This window comes from Sphingomonas sp. Leaf10, from assembly GCF_001421245.1.
Classification (GTDB): domain Bacteria; phylum Pseudomonadota; class Alphaproteobacteria; order Sphingomonadales; family Sphingomonadaceae; genus Sphingomonas.
Map to the genome: position 1 here is coordinate 46370 of NZ_LMKE01000034.1, position 19252 is coordinate 65621.

The following is a 19252-nucleotide window of genomic DNA, read 5'->3' on the forward strand; positions in this document are numbered from 1 at the left end:
GCTGGTCCCCCTCCCCACCATGTGGGGAAGAACTTAGAGCGTGTCGGGGTTGGGTCCCAGGCGCCCGTCTTCGCGATCCATCGCGTCGATCTTCGCGACCTGCTCGGCGGAGAGCGTTACCGACTGCGCCGCCAGATTCTCCTCGATCCGCGCCCGCGATGACGCCTTTGGAATCACCCCCAGTCCTGCCTGAAGATGCCACGCCAGAATGACCTGCGCCGGAGTCGCGCCGACCTCCTGCGCGATCGCCGCAATGGTTGAATCGGTCAGCAACGTGCCCTGCCCCAGCGGCGACCAGCTTTGCGTGACGATGCCGAGCCGTTCGTGCCCCGCCCGCGCCTTGCGCTGCTGAAAGGTCGGGTGCAGTTCGATCTGGTTCAGCGCGGGCGCGACGCCGGTCGCATCGACGATCCGATCGAGATGATCGGGCGAGAAGTTCGAAACGCCGATCGACGCGACCCGCCCCTCCTCACGCAACCGCACCAGCGCCTTCCACGTGTCGACATAGCGATCCTGCGACGGCATCGGCCAATGGATCAGGAACAAGTCGATGCGCGGCAGCTTCGCGGCGCTCGCGTCGAACGCCCTGAGCGCGCCGTCATAGCCCATGGCGTCACGCCACAGCTTCGTCGTGACGAAGATATCGCCGCCGCCGGTCGCTTCGCCGACGCCCGCTTCGTTGGCGTAGAAGGCGGCGGTGTCGATCAGGCGATAACCGGCGTCGATCGCTTCGCGTGACAGGCGGGCGGAGTCTTCCGCCGGGACCTTGTAGGTGCCGAAGCCGATCGCGGGGATGGTGCGGCCGTCGTTGAGGGGGAGGTCGGTCATGGGGTTTCCGTGCGGTTGGGAGGCGAGTTGCCAAAGATTGGCGGCATGATCCGTTCCCCTGCTCTCCGTTTGTGCTGAGTAGGGGCTGAGCTTGTCGAAGACCCGTATCGAAGCATTTGTGGCTGTCCATCGATACGCCATTTCGACGTCGCTCCATGGCTACTCAGGACGAACGGCTTGGGTGTTGGCGGACGAACTCTCTCCCCCTCCCGTTCGGTTCGAGCAGCTTCGAGCGAAGTCGAGAAGCGTCCGTCGAGAACGGGGCGTTTGGAGCAACCCCTTCTCGACTTCGGTTCTCGGCAGGCTCGAACCTGCGCTCGAAGCAAACGGAGGAGGAGGAAAAGGGGAGGAGCGGCGGAGAGGTGCGTTACCCCGTCGGCCGCCCGTCCGAATCCATCAGCACCTCACGCCGTCCGACATGGTCCGGCCGCGACACCAGCCCTTCCTTCTCCATCCGCTCGATCAGCCGCGCCGCCGAATTATAGCCGACGCGCAACTGCCGCTGGAGCCAGCTGGTCGACGCCTTCTGGCTCTCCGCCACCAGCTGGCACGCCTGACGGAACGTCTGTTCCTCGGGGCTGTCGTCGCCGGTCGGCGCGCCGTCGAGGCTGAAGCCGGCATCGCCTTCCGGCTCGTTGACCACCGCGTCGATATAGTCGGGCGCCCCCTGCGAGCGCCAGAAATCGGACACCGCCTGTACCTCGTCATCGCTGACGAACGGCCCGTGGACGCGGGCCAGGGCCTTGCCGCCGGGCATGTAGAGCATGTCCCCGCGTCCGAGTAGTTGTTCGGCGCCCTGTTCGCCGAGGATGGTGCGCGAATCGATCTTCGACGTGACGTGGAAGCTGATGCGCGTCGGCAGATTCGCCTTGATGACGCCGGTGATGACGTCGACCGACGGACGCTGCGTCGCCATGATCAGGTGGATGCCCGCCGCGCGCGCCTTTTGCGCGAGGCGCTGGATGAGGAATTCGACTTCCTTGCCCGCGGTCATCATCAGGTCGGCGAGTTCGTCGACGATCACCACGATCTGCGGCAACGGCGTCAGGTCGAGCGTCTCTTCCTCATAGATCGGCGTGCCGTTTTCGGCGTCGTAGCCGGTCTGCACCTTGCGGCCGAGCTTCTGCCCCTTGGCGATCGCGGCGCGGACCTTTTCGTTGAAGCTGGCAAGGCTGCGGACGTTGATCGACGCCATCATCCGATAGCGGTCCTCCATCTGCTCGACCGCCCATTTGAGCGCGCGCACCGCCTTGGGCGGGTCGGTGACGACATCGGCCAACAGGTGCGGGATGCCGCGATACATGCTGAGTTCGAGCATCTTCGGATCGATCATGATCATCCGGCACTGGTCGGGCGTCAGCCGGTAGAGCAGCGACAGGATCATGCAGTTCAACCCGACCGACTTGCCCGACCCGGTCGTACCCGCGACCAGCAAATGCGGCATCGGCGCCAGATCGGCGACGACCGGATCGCCGGCGATATTCTTGCCGAGCACGATGGGAAGCTGCGCATTCTGGTCGGCGAACGCCTGGCTGGCGATCAGTTCGCGTAAAGAGACCGTCTCGCGCCGCTGGTTGGGCAGTTCGATGCCGATGACGGTCCGCCCCGGAATCGTCGCGACGCGGGCAGAGATCGCCGACATGTTGCGGGCGATATCGTCGGCCAGCTGGATCACGCGGCTGGCGCGGATGCCGGGTTCGGGTTCCAGTTCATACATGGTCACGACCGGTCCGGGCGCGACCTTCACCACCTGCCCCTTCACATTGAAGTCGTCGAGCACGCTTTCGAGCAGGCGCGAATTGCGCTCCAGCGCCGCCTTGTCGATCGACGGGCCGCTCGATTCGGGCGGGGGGGCGAGCAGGTCGATCGCGGGCAGCGCGAAATTATCGCGACCTTCGCTGCTCGCCGGGCGGGGTGCGCTGGCGAGGGCCGGCGATGCGGCGCGTTCGGCGATGACCGGCGGCGCGCGAGTGTCGGGTTCGGCGACCCGGCGCGGTTGCGGCCGGGCCGGCGCGTCGTCCGCATCGTCTTCCTCGGCATCGGCGACGAAGCGGCTGGGCGTGGCGTCGAACGGCGCATCGTCGTCGTCATAGGCGATCTCGCCGGTCTCGGCGTCGACCGTCCGCGCGCGGCGTTCGAACTTGGGCATGCGGAACGTGCCGTCGGGGATTTCGATCGTCAGCCCCTTGGCCCAGCGCCAGATGCCGAACAGCCCGGTCGCCAGCGCCACGACGCGGATGATCCAGATCTCGATATCGGGCTGGCCGATCAGGTGGATCAGCCCCTGCACCGCCGCAGCGACGCTCCAGCCGACCACCCCGCCATAGCCGGCGGGCAGCGACAATATCGCCTCCCCCGACACGAACGCCAGCGTCGCCCCCATCGCCAGCACGCCGATCAGGCAGTCGCGCACCATGCGCGGCCATGGCCCGACGGGCACATCGCGCCACAGCCGGACGCTGACGATCAGGCCCAGCGGCAACAGCATCGCCACCGGCACACCGAACAGGGTCAGCAGCAGGTCGGCCAGATGCGCGCCGGGCGATCCCAGCTTGTTGGCGATCGGGCCGCCCGCCGCGGTGCTGAACGACGGATCGGCCGACGAATAGCTGGCCAGCGCGATCGCGATCAGCAGCATGGCGACGAACAGCAACGTCGCCCCGATCATCGCGCCGCTGCGCCTCACGCCCGCCTTCATCGCGTCGCGCCACAACATCGGCTGCGCGTTCGTCGCCATTCGTTCCACCCTTGTTCGATACCGGCCCGATGTGCGCCGTGGCGGGCGGTGCCGTCAAGGCGGCGTTGCGGTGAACCGCACCACACCTTAAGTCGCGAGGGACACTGGTTAAGGATGGGACGGGTTTCATGGCACAGGCGGACGTCATCATCCTGGGCGGCGGGCTGGTCGGCAGCACGCTGGGCGTATCGCTGGGCGTCCATGGCCTCAGCTCGATTATTCTCGACCCCGCCGATCCGGCGGTGACGCTGGCGCCCGGCTTCGACGGGCGCGCCTCGGCCATCGCCAGCGCGACGCACCGCATGTTCGAGGCGATCGGCATCGCCGAGGGGCTGGGGGACGAAGGCTGTCCGATCGCCGCGATCCGTGCGACCGACGGGCTGGAACCGGGCAAGCTCGACTTCATCCCTGACGCTGCCGACGATCCGGTCGGCGTGATGTACGAAAACAAGCGGCTGCGACAGGCGATCTATGACGCGGCGGTCGCATCGCCGCTGGTCGACCTGCGCTACCGGGACCGGGCGATCGATGTCCGGCGCGAGGCGCACGGCGTGACCGTGACGACGGCGGGCGGCGACACGCTGACCGCGCCGCTGCTGATTGCGGCGGAGGGGCGCAATTCGCCGACGCGCGAGGCGGCGGGCATCCGCGTCGCGCGCTGGAGCTACGACCATGCCGCGATCATCACTACGCTGGGCCATGCGGAGAGCCACGAGAACATCGCCTATGAGATCTTCTATCCGGCGGGTCCGTTCGCGATCCTGCCGTTGAAGGACGACGACCACGGCCATCGCTCGGCGATCGTGTGGACGGTCGATGCGAAGGACCGGCCGGCGATGCTGAAACTGTCCGACCGCGCCTTCCTTGCCGAAGCGTCGAAGAAGATGGGCGGGTTCCTCGGGACTTTGTCGAACCTGTCGGCGCGGTCGAGCTATCCGCTGGGGTTCCACCATGCGGCGCGGATCACTGCCGAACGGCTGGTACTGGTCGGCGATGCGGCGCACGGCATCCACCCGATCGCCGGACAGGGGCTGAACCTGGGCCTGCGCGACGTCGCGGCGCTGACCGAGGTGCTGGTCGAGGGCAAGCGTACCGGCCTCGACCTCGGCGATCCCTATCTGCTGGAACGCTATCAGCGGTGGCGCGGGCTAGATACCTTTGCGGTGGCGCTGGCGACCGATGGGCTGACCCGGCTGTTCGGCATTCCCGGCAAGGCGGCGAGCGCGTTGCGACGCTTCGGGCTGTCGGCGGTCGATACCATCCCGCCGCTGAAAGCCGCATTCATGGCCGAGGCGCGCGGGGAGACGGGCAAGCTGCCCAAGCTGTTGCAGGGGGTTACGGCGTAGGAAGTGGCTGACATCTCCTCTGCCTGCCCCCTCCCCACCAGCGTCACCCCCGCGTAGACTGGGGTATCCGCGTTGGGGAACGTCACGGCCACCGCGGGGGAGACCCCAGCCTACGCTGGGGTGACGCTAGTGGCGGGCAGTTTGCCTACCAGTTCCCCTCGCCAGTCACCCCCGACCGCCACTCCTCGATCCGCCGCCGCGTCGCCGGCGTCGTGCCCTTGGGCAGCGCGTCCGGCGCGAACCAACCGGCCTCCGCCAGTTCCAACCGATCGGCGCTGCGCAGCGTATCTGCCCCGGCACGCACGACATACACCATGACATGGTCGTCCTTGCCCTCACGACGGCTATGATAGACCCCCAGCACGCGCTCGACCACGGCGCCTTCGATCGCGACTTCCTCGACCAGTTCGCGGTGGAGGGCGTCGACGATTGCCTCGCCCTTCTTCACGCCCCCGCCGGGGAGATACCAACCGTCGATATAGCTATGGCGCACCAACGCGATCCGGTCGTTCGCGTCGAGCAGGACCGCGCGTACCCCGATCGTACGCGGTCGGGTGACGCGCCACACCAGTCGCGCCGCCTTTCCCAGCAACCGATGGATCAGCGCCATGCTATCCCCGCGTCGGCTCATCCCGTTCGGCCACCGTATCCACATCGGCGGCGGCCGGTTCGCTCGCCGGACGGATCATCAGGAAGCTTCCCGACCAGACGCCGGGAATGTCCCAGCGCCCGCTGATCTCGCAGCCATCCTCGCTCAGCATGCCTGAATAGACGACCATGTCGGCATAGCCGATGCTGTCGTCGTAGAATTTGCTGAAGCTGATCCGCGCGCCCTCGATATGCCCGTCGATCGCGGCGGCGATCAGCGCGCCGGGCGGTTGCGAATACAGGTCGGGTTCGTGGATGGTGCCAACGATCGACCCGCCCAGATCAGCGATATCGGCTTCGAACGCGGTCGGCGGATTGGTGTGGGGATAGTTGAATATCCCGCTCCACTTGCCGCTCAGATCCCGGCTCACAACGCCCGCGCCGCTTCGACCAGCAGGACCGGCACCCCCCGGCGGATCGGAAAGGCAAGGCCGGCGGCGGTCGAGATCAGTTCCTGCCCGGCTTCGTCATAATCGAGCGGTGTCCGGGTGACCGGACAGACGAGGATCGACAAAAGCCAAGGGTCGATCGTCACCCCTTCGCGCGCGGTTTGTGCGGTCATTGCAGCGTCGCCTCTTCGTCATCGCCATGCCTGCCGAAGAATTGCATGAGCTGTACGATCAGTTCCGCGCGATCGGAAAGTGCGTCGACTTCGAGCAGCGCCTGCTTGGCCGCCACATCGAACGGCGCAATCTGGGCGATGCCGTTCACCAGGCTTTCGTCGTCGAGCCGACCGACCGATTCCCAGTCGACCGCATAGCCCAGTTGATCGGCGAAGCGCCGCGCCTCCATCTCCAGCGACGCGCGCTCGGCCAGCGCCAGCGTGGTGTCGCCGACCACTGGCAGCAGTTCCGCCTCGACCTGCCGGAACGGGGTGGTGACGTCGAGTTCACGCAGCACGCGAAACCGCGACACGCCGCGCAGCACGATGTCGTAGCGGCCATCGGTCTGCGCCTCGACATCGACGATCTGCCCGACACAGCCGATATCGAACAAGGGCGGCCTGTCGGTATCGCTGCCCACCGGACGCGGCTGGATCATGCCGATGCGCCGGTCCCGTGCCAGCGCGTCGGACACCATCGAGCGATAGCGCGGCTCGAAGATGTGCAGCGGCAAATGCATGTTCGGAAACAGCAGCGCCCCCGCCAGCGGGAAGACGGAGACGCGCGCGCTCATCCGAACAGGATCGCGGACAGCTTGCGGCGCTGCTGCGACACCCACGGATCTTCGAGGCCGACTGCGTCGAAGATTTTTAGCAGTTGCTGGCGCGCAGCATCCTCGTTCCATGACCGGTCGGCGGCGACGATCTTCAGCAGCGATTCGGCGGCACCGTCGCGGTCGCCCGCCGCCATCTGCCCACCGGCCAGTCGGAAGCGTGCGTCGTGATCGTCGGGCTTCGCCTCGACCTCGGCCTTTAGCCCCGCCAGATCATCGACCGGCTGCGCATCGCGCGACAGCGCCAGTGCGGCGCGGACCTGTTCGATGCCGGGCAGCTTCGCCGCGTCCTCGGGCAGCGCGTCGAGCGCCGCCTGCGCCCCTTCATGATCGCCCAGCGCCATCAGCGCACGGACGCGACCGGCGGCGACCGCCGCGTTGTCGGGTGCGATGTCGGCGATCTGGTCGAAGATCGACAGCGCACGCGCCCCGTCGCCCTCGGCCAAGGCCTCCTCGCCCATCGCGATCAGCGGTTCGATATCGGGACCGGCCGCTTCACCCGGCTGCACCGGCAACTGGCGCAGCAGCTGGTCGAGCATCTGCTTCAACTGGCTCTCGGTCCGGGCCGAGGTCAGGTCGGCGACCAGCTGCCCTTGGAACATCGCATAGACGGTCGGGATCGACCGGATCTGGAATTGCGAGGCGATGAACTGATTCTTGTCGGTATCGATCTTGGCCAGCACCACGCCCTTGTCGGCATAGGCGGCGGTCACCTTTTCGAGGATCGGGGTCAGCGCCTTGCACGGCCCGCACCATTCCGCCCAGAAATCGATGACGACCAACTGCGTCATCGACGGTTCGACGACATCGCGACGGAACGCCTCCACGGCATCCTTTTCCGGGGCGGTCAATCCTAGCGTGGCCAAGCGGCAATTCCTTATCCTGAAAGCGTGCTCCCTATGTGGGCATCGGGGGCAAAACAGAAAAGAGTGATTTAAGGGGTTGCGCGATTCGAAACCCCCATCTAATAGCCCGCCTCACCCCAGCCGGTCACCCGGTTCGGAACGCCAGAGCGGGCGTAGCTCAGGGGTAGAGCACAACCTTGCCAAGGTTGGGGTCGAGGGTTCGAATCCCTTCGCCCGCTCCAGCGACTTCCATGTTTAGGAAGTCCGCGCAAAACCGTCGAGGCGACGGTTCAGCACCAAGACAGATCGCTACTAGGCGCCTTTATAATTTGCTGACGCGCGTCTGCTTGCATTGTGGCTTGATAGGCTGCAGGCGCATTTCTAGCTGAGTTGCTCCGAAAGAGACTTAACCGCCGCCGCCAGCGGCTTACGGCGCTGGCGTCTTCCCTTCGGCTGCTCCGTCCCAACGCGTCGTTCGCCGACAATCGGTCTCGTCACGATCGCGCGGCAATCGGGCGACGCTCAGACACGTTCCAGCAGTAGCGCTATGCCCTGCCCGACGCCGATGCACATGAACGCCATCGCGTAGCGGCCGCCGGTGCGGTGGAGTTCTTCGGCGGCGGTCATCGCGATGCGGGCGCCGGACATGCCGAGCGGATGGCCAAGCGCGATGGCGCCGCCGTTGCGATTGACGCGCGGGTCGTCGGTGGCGATGTTCAGGTCGCGGAGCGTCGCGATCGCCTGCGCAGCGAAGGCTTCGTTGAGTTCGATGACGTCGATCTGATCGAGGGCGATGCCGGTGATACGGGCGAGCTTGCGCGCGGCTTCGATCGGTCCGGCGCCCATCACGCGCGGCGCGATCCCCGACGACGCCATGCCGAGGATGCGTGCACGGGGGGTGAGGCCATGACGGACCGCCGCTGCTTCGGACGCGATCAGCATCGCTGCGGCGCCGTCGTTGAGGCCGGAAGCATTGCCCGCCGTCACCGTGCCGTCGACGCGGACGACGGGTTTGAGCTTTGCCAGCGCCTCCATACTCGTGGCACGCGGATGTTCATCCTGGGCGAAGACGATCGGGTCGCCCTTTCGCTGGGGGATCGAGACCGGCACGATCTCGGCAGCCATACGTCCGCTGGCGATGGCGGCGGCGGCCTTTTGCTGGCTGGCGAGGGCAAAGGCGTCCTGATCCTCGCGGTTGACGCGCCACTGGTCGGCGACGTTCTCCGCAGTTTGCGGCATGGTGTCGACGCCATAGGCCGCCCGCATCGCCGGGTTGACGAAGCGCCAGCCGAGCGTGGTGTCCTCGATCTGCTGCGCGCGGTCGAAGGCGGTGAGCGCCTTGCCCATGACATAGGGCGCGCGGGTCATGCTCTCGACGCCGCCGGCGATCACCAGTTCGGCGTCACCGCTGCGGATCGCCTGCGCCGCGCTGCCGACCGCGTTCAGACCCGATCCGCACAGGCGGTTGATCGTGCCGCCCGGCACCGCTTCGGGCAGTCCGGCGAGCAGCACCGCCATCCGCGCGACGTTGCGATTGTCCTCACCCGCCTGGTTGGCGCAGCCTAGCAGCACATCGTCGACCGCTCCCCAGTCGACTTGCCGGTTACGCTCCATCAACGCACGCAGCGGGATCGCGGCGAGGTCGTCGGCGCGCACGCTGGCCAGCGCGCCGTTCAGGCGGGCGATGGGGGTGCGAATCGCGTCGCAAACGTAAGCGTCGGGCATCAAGTTTCCTGTTCGATGATGGCGATGATCTTCTGCGCTTCGGCAAAGCCGGTGTTGGCGGCAGGCACACCGGCATAGATCGCGGTCTGCATCAGCACCTCTTTCAGATCGTCGGCGGTGAAGCCGCCCTGCGACAGCCCGGCGCGGACGTGGAGAGCGAACTCCTCCCAGCGGCCCAGCGCACAGGTGATGGCGAGGACGAGCAGGCGGCGGGTCCGGTCGTCGAGGGCCGGACGCCCCCAGATCTCGCCCCACGCGATGCGGGTGATCATCGCCTGGAAATCGGCGGTGAACGCGGTGCGTTTGGCAAGGCTGGCATCGACCCACGCATCGCCCAGCACACGGCGGCGGTTGACCAGACCGGCGTCGAACAGCGTATCGGCCGCCTGCGTCGCGGCATCGTCGGCGCACAGGAACTGGCGGAGTGCCGTCGCCAGCGCCCCCGGCGCCTCGATCGGCGGCAGATGCGCGCCGTCGACGCTCACGTGCCGCGCACCGGGAATGGTCAGAAGATGCTCGCCATGCCCCGCATAGGGGGTCGAGACGTCGAGCGTGGCAGTCACCACCAATGTCGGCGCGGCGATCGAGCCGATCCGGTCGGCCAGCGCCATGTCGCGGATCGCCGCCCCGGCCCCGGCATAGCCGTCGTCGGACTGGCGGGCGATGCCGTCGCGCAATGTCTCGGCGATCTCGGGATGTTGGTCGGCGAAGCCCGGCGACAGGAACCGGCCTACGCCCATGTCGGCGATCGCCGCCGTGCCGTCGCGGCGGACGGTGTCGATCCGTGCCGCCCAGGCCGCTGCGTCCATCGTCGCCGAGGTACAGATCAGCACCAGCGCGGATACGCGGTCGGGATGGTCGAGCGCCAGCTGCATCGCGACCATGCCGCCCAGCGACACGCCCGCCACCGCCGCTTGCGCCACGCCGGCATCGTCGAGGATCGCGATCACGTCGCCGGCAAGCATCGTCAGGCTATAGTCGCCGGGCGGGGCATCCGAACCGCCGGCCCCGCGCGTATCGATGCGCAACAGCCGGAACGTAGGAAGCAGCAGCGGAACGGTGCGATCCCACAGCGACAGGTCGGTGCCGATCGAATTGAGCAGCACCAGCACGGGACGATCCGCCGCGCCCTCGATCCGCCAATGCAGGCGCACGCCATCGCGAAGGGTAATGGCCATGGTCAGTCCTTTCGTCCGCCCAGAAGTCCGGCAATGATCGCCGCGCTTTCGCCGATATCGTCGCCGACCCCGGCCGTGGCGAGGTTGCGGGCGATGGCGGCCTCGTCGATCTCCAGCCCCTCGGCGACGAGCGCCAAGGCGGCGGCGCTGCCGCTGGCGAGCAGGAACAGGTCGGTGAGCACCGGCCCCTCGGCCTGCCAGCCGCCAAGGCCCCGCTCCTGTTCTTGTGCCATGCCGCCGAGCAGCGATGCGACCAGTCCGGGGGCGCGGGTCGCCGCCGACAGCGCGACCTGACAACCGGTCGGGTTGCGCTTGTGCGCCATCGCCGAGGAACCGCCCCGCCCGGCGAGCAGCGGCTCGCGCGCTTCGCCCACGCCGTTCTGCGCGAGCAGGGCGACGTCGCGCGCCATCTTGCCGAGCGTGCCGATCAGGATGCCGAGCGCCGCGCCGATCGCGGCGATGCCGGTGCGCCGCGCATGCCATGGTTCGGCCGGCGCGAGGCCGAGCGTATCGGCGACCTGCGCGGCGACCGCCACGCCCTTGCCATCCATCCCCGCACGCGTGCCGGCTGCACCGCCCAGTTGCAGGCAGGCGTGGCCATCAACCGCCGCGTCGAGCATCGCCAGCGCGTCGCCGATCCCGCGCGCCGCCTGCGCCAGCCGCAGGCCGAAGGCGACCGGCATCGCATCCTGCAACAGCGTCCGCCCGATCGCCGGCCGATCGGCATGGCGCCGTGCCGACACCGCCAGCGCGTTTACGATGCGCCGGACATTACCGGCCAGCAAGCGATGCGCGGCGCGCACCTGCAACATCAACACCGTGTCGGCGACGTCCTGACTGGTGGCGCCCCGGTGTAGGGCCTGCCCTGCCGCACCGCCCACCATCGCGCGCAGGCGAGCGACGAGCGGGATGGCGAGCGTCCCCGCCAGCGCCGCTTCCCCGGCCAGTTCCGCCGCATCGATCCGCGCGGGATCGACCCTCGCCACGATCGAATCCGCAAGGTCGGGCGCGATCACGCCATGCGCCGCCTGCGCCTGCGCCAGTGCCGTTTCGAAGGCGCAGGCATCAGCGATGGTCGCGGCATCGTCGAACACCGCGACCATGTCCGCCGTCGCGGCGGGGCGCAGGCGCAGCAGGTCGCTCACAGGTCGAAGAACACGGTTTCGCGGTCGCCCTGCAAGACGACATCGAACGACCAGACGCCCGCCCCCGCCGCCGTGGCGATCAGGGTCGAGCGGCGTTCCTCGGGCACCAGCGACAGGATCGCGTCATCCGCCGTCCTGCCATCGAAATAGACCCGCGTCGCCAGCCGCTTGATAAGGCCCCGTCCAAAGACGGACACCGCGATATGCGGCGCATGGCCCGGCTGGATCGCGCCGGGCAGGATCGTGCGGAAGCGATAGCGGCCATCCTCGTCAGTCGCGGCACGGCCGAAGCCGACGAAATGCGGATCGCTGCCCGGCTCCCCGAAATAGCGGCCATCGGCGTCCGCCTGCCAGATTTCGAGCATCGCGTCGGGGACCGGTACGCCATTGCCGTCGAACACGCGGCCGGTAAGTTCGATCACCTCGCCCGCCGGGGTGCCGGTCGGTGTCGACAGGTTCAGCACATAATGCGCCTCGGGAAACAGCTCGGGCCGCGCGCCCATGTCCGATTGCCCGACCAGATCGGCGCCGCCCTTCCATGGAAGGCCATAATGGAAGAACGGCCCGACCGTCTGGCTGGGTGTCTGCCCGAACAGGTCCGGGTCCTGATTATCGGCGCGCGGTTCCGGGCGGCGGTCGGCGACGTCAATGGTCATGGTCGTCCTCCTCGAACGGCGTCTGCTCGCGGCCCTTCAATACCACGTCGAAGCGATAGCCGAGCGCCCGGTTCGGCTCGGTAACGTCCATGTCGAACCGTGCGACCAGCCGCTGGCGATACGGCATGGGCACGGCGTTCGCGATCGGATCGATCTCGATCAACGGATCGTCGGGGAAATAGAGCTGCGTCACCAGTCGCGTCGCGAACGCCGGACCCAGCAGCGACAAATGGATGTGCGCGGGCCGCCACGCATTGCGGTGATTGCCCCACGGGTAAGCACCGGGGCGGACGCTGACGAAGCGATAGCGCCCCTCCGCGTCGGTCACCACGCGCCCCGCGCCGGTAAAATTGGGGTCGTGCGGCGCGTCCCACTGATCCTTGGCATGGATGTAGCGGCCGGCGGCGTTGGCCTGCCAGATTTCCATCACCGTGTTCGGCACCGCGCGACCATCCTCGTCCAGCACGCGACCGGCCACGATGATTCGCTGCCCCTGCGGCGCGCCGACATGCTGCGTCGTCAGATCGGCCAGCGCCGGACCCATCAGCCGCTCCCACCCCGTCGGACCGGTCGTCTCGGTCCGCGTCTGCGGCACCCGCAACGGCGCGTGCATGGGTGCGCGGGTGCGGGTCGATCCGTAATCGGGAAAGAGCGCGGGCGGTGCCCCGGCATCGTCACGACGGTAGCTCATATCGTCAGCGCCGCCCCCGTCTTGGCGCGAATCTCGTCCGCCGACACACCCGGCGCACATTCGATGAGGCGCAGGCCCGGCTTGTCGCAGGCGATGACGGCCAAATCGGTGATGATGAGGTCGACGCAACGCTTGCCGGTCAGCGGCAGCGTGCAGTCGGGCAATATCTTGGGATCACCATGCTTCGACACATGGTCCATCACCACGACGACCCGGCGCACCCCGGCGACCAGGTCCATCGCCCCGCCCATGCCCTTCACCATCTTGCCCGGGATCGTCCAGTTGGCGAGGTCGCCCGCCGCCGACACCTCCATGGCCCCCAGGATTGCCATGTCGATATGGCCGCCGCGGATCATCGCGAAACTGTCGGCGCTGGAGAAGAAGCTGGAGGTCGGCAGCGCGGTGATCGTCTGCTTTCCGGCATTGATCAGGTCCGGGTCGGCCTCTCCCGCATAGGGAAACGGGCCGATGCCGAGCATGCCGTTCTCGGATTGCAGCGTAACCTCGATCCCATCGGGCACGTAATTCGCAACCAGGGTCGGGATGCCGATGCCGAGATTGACGTAGAAACCGTCCTGCAATTCCCGCGCGGCACGCGCCGCCATTTCGTCGCGGGTCCAGCTCATGCCGCATCCTTCCGGTTGCGCGTGGTCAGCTTCTCGATCCGCTTCTCGTTGATCGTGGCGCGGACGATGCGGTCGACATAGATGCCCGGCGTGTGAATGCAGTCGGGATCGAAGCTCCCTTCGGGTACGATCTCCTCGACCTCCGCCACCGTCACCTTGCCCGCCGTCGCCATGTTCGGGTTGAAGTTGCGCGCGGTCTTGCGGAACATCAGATTGCCCGCCGGATCAGCCTTCCACGCCTTCACAATCGACAGGTCCGCGCGCAGCCAGGTTTCGCGAACATATTCCTCGCCCTCGAACGTCTCGACCGGCTTGCCCTCGGCGACGACGGTGCCGACCCCGGTCCTGGTATAGAAGGCCGGGATGCCCGCCCCGCCCGCCCGGATGCGTTCGGCCAGCGTCCCCTGCGGGTTCAGTTCCAGTTCGAGTTCGCCCGAGAGATATTGCTGCTCGAACAGCTTGTTCTCACCGACATAGCTGGAGATCATCTTTGCGACCTGCCGGCTTTCCAGCAGCATCCACAGGCCGAAGCCGTCGGCCCCGGCATTGTTCGAAATGACGGTCAGCCGTTTGACCCCGCTTGCGCGTATCTCCGGGATCAGGCTTTCGGGGTTGCCCGACAGGCCGAAGCCGCCCGACATGATCGTCATCCCGTCGAACAACAGGCCGTCGAGCGCGGCCGCGGGGCTGTCGTAAATCTTGCGCTTCATGCCGCCTCCAGCGGTAGGCCGACGTAATTCTCGGCGAGGGTACGCTGCGCGGCGGGCGAGCCGCGCAGATAATCGAGTTCGGCCATCTGGATGCGCCGGTCGAAGCCATCCATGGTCGGGAAACGGTGGGTGACCGAGGTGAACCACCACGAGAATCGCTCCGCCTTCCACACCCGTGCCAGCGCGCGCGCCGAATAGCCGTCGATGCCGGCATCGCTGCGGTCGCGATAATGTTCGCCCAGCGCCTCGCCCAGCATCGTCACGTCGGACACGGCCAGGTTCATACCCTTGGCGCCGGTCGGCGGGACGATATGCGCGGCGTCGCCGGCGAGGAACAGCCGCCCCCAGCGCATCGGTTCGGCGACGAACGAACGAAGCGGCGCGATCGACTTTTCGAACGACGCACCGCGCGTCACCTTTGCCGCCGTCTCCGGTCCCAGCCGCACGCAGAGTTCGTCCCAGAACCGGTCGTCGGACCAGTCGGCCACATCCTCGTCGAGGCCGCACTGGATATAATAGCGGCTGCGGGTGGGCGAGCGCATCGAGGCGAGCGCGAAGCCGCGTTCATGATTGGCATAGACCAGTTCGTGCTCGGCGGGCGGCACGTCGGCCAGCACCCCCAGCCAGCCGAACGGATAGACGCGTTCGAAGGTGCGCAGCACGCTGGCCGGGATCGCCGCGCGACTGACGCCGTGATAGCCGTCGCAACCGACCACGAAATCGCATTCGAGCCATTGCGGCCCGGCGGCGTCGCGCCACGTCACCACCGGACGGGCGCCGTCGAGGTCGGACAGCGTCACGTCGGCAGCGTTCCAGCGGATGTCCAGCCCGCGCGTCTCGGCCGCGTCGAACAGGTCGCGCATCACCTCCTGCTGGCCATAGACGGTGACGGTCGCGCCGCCGGTCAGCGCGGCCATGTCGATGCGGAACATCCGCCCGTCGAGCGACACGTTGGTCCCGCCATGGACCAGCCCTTCGCGCTCCAGCCGGCCAGCGATGCCGAGCCGGTGCATCAGGTCGACGGTACCCTGTTCGAGCACGCCGGCACGTACCCGCCCCTCGACATAGTCCCGGTCGCGGCGTTCGATGACGGTCGCATCGATCCCTTCGGCGCGCAACAGATGGGCGAGGAACATGCCCGCCGGCCCTGCGCCGATGATCGCCACTTGCGTGCGGTGCCGCATCCCGTCCTCTCCCATGGGCGTGATCCGCCCTTTCGCCGTCGATGGTGCCGTCTCGCCGTCGCGATGGCGATGGACGGCCTGACCGAAAAATTGGACGATCCGTTCGGTGGACGATAGGGTCCGACGATGGTCGCCGCTTCGATCCCGCGCTTCTATCTCTACGGCGAACCGCACCGGTCGGTCGAGGAGAGCTTCGTCCATGCCGAGCGGCTCGACGACCGGTCGCGGCCCAGCGAATGGACGATCCTGCCCCATGCCCATGCCGATCTGGTGCAGGCGTTCGTGCTCGACCGGGGTGGCGGAACGATGCGGGCGGAGGACGCGCGGTTCGACGTCGTGGCGCCTGCACTGCTGCTGATCCCGGCGGGGATCGTCCATGGCTTTTCGTGGGATCCGGCCTCGGTCGGGTCGGTAGTCACGCTGTCGGTCCGGCACCTCACGCTGCTCGACACGCGCTATCCGGGGCTGGCCGCCGTGTTCGCGCGGGCGCAGGTCGCCGCGCTGGGCGCCGAGGCGCTGGCCGTGCTGCACGGTGCCGCCGCGACGCTGATGCGCGAGCTGGGCTGGTCGGCACCGGGCCACCGTGCCGCGGTCGATGCCGCGCTGCTGACGTTTCTGGTGGAGGCCGGACGTGCTGCCGATCCCGGCGAGGCGCAGCCACCGCCCGGACAGCATGGCGCACTCGTCGCGCGGTACCGGGCGCGGATCGACGAACGCTTCCGCCTGCGCGAACCGATCGCGGTCCACGCCGCGGCACTCGGCACCAGCGAGAGCCGGTTGCGTGTCGCCTGCACCCGCATCGCCGGCCTGTCGCCCGCCGCGATGCTCGACGAACGCGCGATGCTCGATGCGAAGCGCGCCTTGCTCTACACCAATTTGTCGGTGGCGGAGGTCGGCTATAATGCCGGCTTTGCTGATCCCGCCTATTTCACCCGCTTCTTCACCCGCCATGCCGGTCTGTCGCCGCGCCGTTTCCGCATGGCGGGGAGCGAACCGCGCGATTCCGGTTTGACGCGGCCGGTGGAACATGGCTTCCCCGGCCCATGAGCGAACCCACGCCCCATACCCGGACCCTCGGCCAGCTGGTCGGCTATCGGCTCCGCCGTGCCTCCGCCGTTTTCGCGACCGATTTCGCGGTTACGCTGGAGGGGACCGGCATCCGCCAGATTCCGATGGGCATCCTGTCGGTGGTGGCGGACAATCCGGGGATCAATCAGGGGACGGTCGGCCGGCTGCTGGGGATCAAGCGCGCCAATATGGTGCCGCTGATCAACGAGCTGATCGAAAGCGGCCTGATCGTGCGCGAGACCGATCCGGCCGACCGCCGCGCCTTTACTCTGGCGATGTCGCCGGCGGGGTCGGCGATGCTCGACGACTGCATCCGCCGGATCGAGGCGCATGAGGAACGACTGCTCGCCGGCTTTACGAAGGCGGAAAAGGCGATGCTGCTCGACCTGCTGGAGCGGATCGAGCAGCGGGCGGTCGTTACCGATTAGGATCGGTCAGGATCAGCGCGTCGAGGGCGACGACCCCCTGCCCGACCGGATGGACGATCACCGGATTGAGGTCGATCTCGCGGATCGTCGGCGTGCCGGCAAGGATGCGGCCGAGCGTTTCGACCAGACCGGCCAGCGCATCGATATCCAGCGCGGGACTGCCGCGATAGCCATCGAACAGCGCGCCCTGTTTCAGCCCGTGCAATTCGGCACGGATCGCGCTGCGGGTCAGGTCGATCGGCAGCAGGCGGACGTCGTGGAGCAGTTCGGCGGTCACCCCGCCGAAACCGACCAGCAGGACCGGCCCCCAATCGGGATCGTTGCGCGCGCCGACGATCAGTTCGACGCCGCGCCGGCCCATCGCCTCGACCTGTGCGCCGTCGAGCGCGATCGTCGCGTCATAGGCGGCGACATTGGCATGGAGCCGGTCCCATGCATCGGCAAGCGCCGCCGGATCGGTCAGGTTCAGCAGCACGCCGCCGGCATCGCTCTTATGGCTAAGGGCTGCCGACTGCGCCTTCAGCGCGACCGGATAGCCGATGCGCTCGGCGATCACCTGCGCCTCGGTGACGGTCGTGGCGAAGCCACCGGCCGGAAACGGGATGCCGACCGGGGCCAGCGCCTGTTTCGCGCGATATTCGGGGATCACACCCCCCGGCAGGTCGAGCGTGATCGGGGTCCGATCCGCGCGCATCGGGTCGCGCGCCACCGCCTGCGCAAGGTGCCGTAGCGCGCGGAACGCGCGATCGGCGGTGGGGAAATAGGGGACGCCCAAGGCCCGCAGGCCGGCGATATAGTCGGCGAGCACCTCCGCACCGTCATCGATCCCGGCGAAGAGGACCGGCTTGTCGGGAGCGAGCGTCGTAATGGCATCGATAATCGCGGGGAATTTGCGCGCGGCGGTCGCCGGATCGGTCTGGATGATACCCAGCACCAGCGCGGCATAGCGATCGTCGGCAAGCAGCGGCGCCATCGTCCGCCGGTAGAGATCGGGATCGACCAGCGCCTGCGCGGTCAGGTCCATCGGGTTGGAGACGGGGATGAAATCGGGGATCGCGGCGCGCAGTTGTTCGGCCGCAGCGCCATCGATCGGCGGCAACTCAAGCCCGATCCGCTCGGCAAGGTCGAGCACCAGCGCCTTGAACGCGCCGCTTTCGGTCAGGACGGCCGTACCGCCGCTGCGCAGCGGTCGCGCCCGTACCGCGAGATCGACGACGTCGCCCAGCGCTTCGAGACTGTCGACCAGGATGACGCCGGCGCGCTCGACCTTGGTCCGCATCAACTGCCAGTCGCCGGCCATCGCCCCGGTATGGGTCGCGGCACTTTCGCGCGCCGCACTCGACGTGCCGGGGTGAAGCAGCACGATCCGCTTGGCCGCCGCCGCCGCGCGTTCGGCGAGCGCGAGGAAGCGCGCGGGCTGGCGGAACTGTTCGACGATCATCGCGACGACCGGCGTCGCCGGATCATCGATCAGGTGCGCGACATAATCCTCGACACCCGACGCGGCTTCGTTGCCGGTCGATACCGACAGGTTGATGCCCAGCCCCTTGGCAGTCAGCGTCGTGGCCAGCACCACCGCCATCGCCCCCGACTGGCTGACGATGCCGACCATCGGCTTGTCCAGTGGATCGATGACGGCCGTCTCGACGAAAGTCAGCGGCACGCCCGCCGCATGGTTCACCAGCCCCAGGCAATTCGGCCCCAGCACGGTCATGTCGTGTTCGGCAGCGATCCGCGCGACGTCGGCCTGTGCGGTGAGGCCCGCCACACCCCCTTCGGCGAAACCGGCGGAGAAGATGATCGCGGCACCGACGCCGCGCGCCGCCAGCGCCTGCACCGCATCGAGCACCGCCGGACCGGGAATGGCGAGCACCGCCGCATCGACGCCATCGGGCAGGTCGGCGATCGAACGGAGGCACGGACGGCCATCGATCGTGTCGCGCCTGGGATTGATGAGGTGGATCGCGCCGGCATAGCCATGGCGTTCGAGGTTGCGCAGCACGGCATTGCCAAGCGCACCGGGCGTCGGCGACGCGCCGACGATCGCGACCGATTGGGGGTCAAGCAGGCGGGAAAGGTCGGGCATGGTCGTCCCTTCGATCCTCCCCGGTTCGGGGAGGTGGCAGCGCGCCAGCGCTGGCGGAGGGGGTTCGCCGCGCGATACGGCGGTTCCGTATGCGGACACCCCCCCCCCCCCCCCCCCCCCCCCCCCCCCCCCCCCC

General features: G+C 68.0%; 19 protein-coding genes and 1 tRNA gene. 4 read left to right on the forward strand and 16 right to left on the reverse strand.

Annotated features, from left to right (window positions below):
* Positions 1–33: 33 nt before the first annotated feature.
* Together ASE59_RS18000 and ASE59_RS18005 are read right to left on the reverse strand one after the other, a co-directional pair.
* Positions 34–828, reverse strand: a complete 795-nt coding sequence (locus ASE59_RS18000; protein WP_056459683.1) for an aldo/keto reductase — start codon at positions 826–828, stop codon at positions 34–36.
* A 367-nt stretch (positions 829–1195) separates the two neighbouring features.
* Entirely contained in the window at positions 1196–3565 is a 2370-nt protein-coding gene (locus ASE59_RS18005) for a DNA translocase FtsK (RefSeq protein WP_056459686.1), read from the reverse strand.
* A gap of 128 nt (positions 3566–3693) precedes the next feature.
* Between ASE59_RS18005 and ASE59_RS18010 the strand changes: the two genes are divergently transcribed.
* Positions 3694–4911: a UbiH/UbiF/VisC/COQ6 family ubiquinone biosynthesis hydroxylase gene (locus tag ASE59_RS18010; protein WP_056459688.1), complete on the forward strand. Its 1218-nt coding sequence runs from the start codon at positions 3694–3696 to the stop codon at positions 4909–4911.
* A gap of 145 nt (positions 4912–5056) precedes the next feature.
* Here ASE59_RS18010 and ASE59_RS18015 read toward each other — a convergent pair whose 3' ends face one another.
* Genes ASE59_RS18015 through ASE59_RS18035 form a run of 5 tightly spaced genes read right to left on the reverse strand, consistent with a single transcriptional unit; the run spans position 5057 to position 7625 of the window.
* Positions 5057–5521, reverse strand: coding sequence for an NUDIX domain-containing protein (locus ASE59_RS18015; protein ID WP_056459690.1), 465 nt, complete (start codon positions 5519–5521; stop codon positions 5057–5059).
* Position 5522: 1 nt separating this feature from the next.
* A complete protein-coding gene (locus ASE59_RS18020) occupies positions 5523–5930 on the reverse strand; it encodes a hypothetical protein (protein ID WP_056459694.1) in 408 nt (135 codons plus the stop codon).
* Positions 5927–6121, reverse strand: coding sequence for a Trm112 family protein (locus tag ASE59_RS18025; protein ID WP_056459697.1), 195 nt, complete (start codon positions 6119–6121; stop codon positions 5927–5929). The genes ASE59_RS18020 and ASE59_RS18025 overlap by 4 nt, the downstream gene beginning before the upstream one ends.
* Complete coding sequence (locus tag ASE59_RS18030) at positions 6118–6735, reverse strand: LON peptidase substrate-binding domain-containing protein (RefSeq protein WP_056459701.1); 618 nt, start codon at positions 6733–6735, stop codon at positions 6118–6120. The genes ASE59_RS18025 and ASE59_RS18030 overlap by 4 nt, the downstream gene beginning before the upstream one ends.
* Positions 6732–7625 carry a tetratricopeptide repeat protein gene (locus ASE59_RS18035; protein ID WP_056459704.1) on the reverse strand — a complete coding sequence of 298 codons (894 nt, stop codon included), beginning with the start codon at positions 7623–7625 and terminating at the stop codon, positions 6732–6734. The genes ASE59_RS18030 and ASE59_RS18035 overlap by 4 nt, the downstream gene beginning before the upstream one ends.
* A gap of 161 nt (positions 7626–7786) precedes the next feature.
* Here ASE59_RS18035 and ASE59_RS18040 point away from each other — a divergent pair.
* Positions 7787–7861 (forward strand) — tRNA-Gly (locus tag ASE59_RS18040).
* A 280-nt stretch (positions 7862–8141) separates the two neighbouring features.
* On the opposite strand, the gene pcaF is transcribed toward ASE59_RS18040, so the two are convergent.
* Genes pcaF through pobA form a run of 8 tightly spaced genes read right to left on the reverse strand, consistent with a single transcriptional unit; the run spans position 8142 to position 15534 of the window.
* Positions 8142–9344 (reverse strand): 3-oxoadipyl-CoA thiolase, encoded by a 1203-nt coding sequence (gene pcaF / locus ASE59_RS18045; protein ID WP_056459708.1) that lies wholly within the window; start codon positions 9342–9344, stop codon positions 8142–8144.
* A complete protein-coding gene (pcaD, locus tag ASE59_RS18050) occupies positions 9344–10522 on the reverse strand; it encodes a 3-oxoadipate enol-lactonase (protein ID WP_056459711.1) in 1179 nt (392 codons plus the stop codon). The genes pcaF and pcaD overlap by 1 nt, the downstream gene beginning before the upstream one ends.
* 2 nt (positions 10523–10524) lie before the next feature.
* Positions 10525–11667 carry a lyase family protein gene (locus tag ASE59_RS18055; RefSeq protein WP_056459714.1) on the reverse strand — a complete coding sequence of 381 codons (1143 nt, stop codon included), beginning with the start codon at positions 11665–11667 and terminating at the stop codon, positions 10525–10527.
* Entirely contained in the window at positions 11664–12323 is a 660-nt protein-coding gene (gene pcaG / locus ASE59_RS18060; protein WP_056459717.1) for a protocatechuate 3,4-dioxygenase subunit alpha, read from the reverse strand. Before pcaG ends, ASE59_RS18055 begins: the two co-directional genes overlap by 4 nt.
* A complete protein-coding gene (gene pcaH, locus ASE59_RS18065; RefSeq protein ID WP_056459720.1) occupies positions 12313–13014 on the reverse strand; it encodes a protocatechuate 3,4-dioxygenase subunit beta in 702 nt (233 codons plus the stop codon). Before pcaH ends, pcaG begins: the two co-directional genes overlap by 11 nt.
* Positions 13011–13640 carry a 3-oxoacid CoA-transferase subunit B gene (locus ASE59_RS18070; protein WP_056459722.1) on the reverse strand — a complete coding sequence of 210 codons (630 nt, stop codon included), beginning with the start codon at positions 13638–13640 and terminating at the stop codon, positions 13011–13013. Before ASE59_RS18070 ends, pcaH begins: the two co-directional genes overlap by 4 nt.
* Positions 13637–14350, reverse strand: coding sequence for a CoA transferase subunit A (locus ASE59_RS18075; protein ID WP_056459724.1), 714 nt, complete (start codon positions 14348–14350; stop codon positions 13637–13639). Before ASE59_RS18075 ends, ASE59_RS18070 begins: the two co-directional genes overlap by 4 nt.
* Positions 14347–15534, reverse strand: coding sequence for a 4-hydroxybenzoate 3-monooxygenase (gene pobA, locus ASE59_RS18080; RefSeq protein WP_056459727.1), 1188 nt, complete (start codon positions 15532–15534; stop codon positions 14347–14349). Before pobA ends, ASE59_RS18075 begins: the two co-directional genes overlap by 4 nt.
* Positions 15535–15660: 126 nt before the next feature.
* Between pobA and ASE59_RS18085 the strand changes: the two genes are divergently transcribed.
* Positions 15661–16581, forward strand: a complete 921-nt coding sequence (locus tag ASE59_RS18085; RefSeq protein ID WP_056459730.1) for a helix-turn-helix domain-containing protein — start codon at positions 15661–15663, stop codon at positions 16579–16581.
* Complete coding sequence (locus ASE59_RS18090; RefSeq protein ID WP_056459732.1) at positions 16578–17030, forward strand: MarR family winged helix-turn-helix transcriptional regulator; 453 nt, start codon at positions 16578–16580, stop codon at positions 17028–17030. Before ASE59_RS18085 ends, ASE59_RS18090 begins: the two co-directional genes overlap by 4 nt.
* Here ASE59_RS18090 and ASE59_RS18095 read toward each other — a convergent pair.
* Complete coding sequence (locus ASE59_RS18095) at positions 17020–19116, reverse strand: acetate--CoA ligase family protein (RefSeq protein WP_056459735.1); 2097 nt, start codon at positions 19114–19116, stop codon at positions 17020–17022. The genes ASE59_RS18090 and ASE59_RS18095 overlap by 11 nt on opposite strands.
* Positions 19117–19252 lie beyond the last annotated feature (136 nt).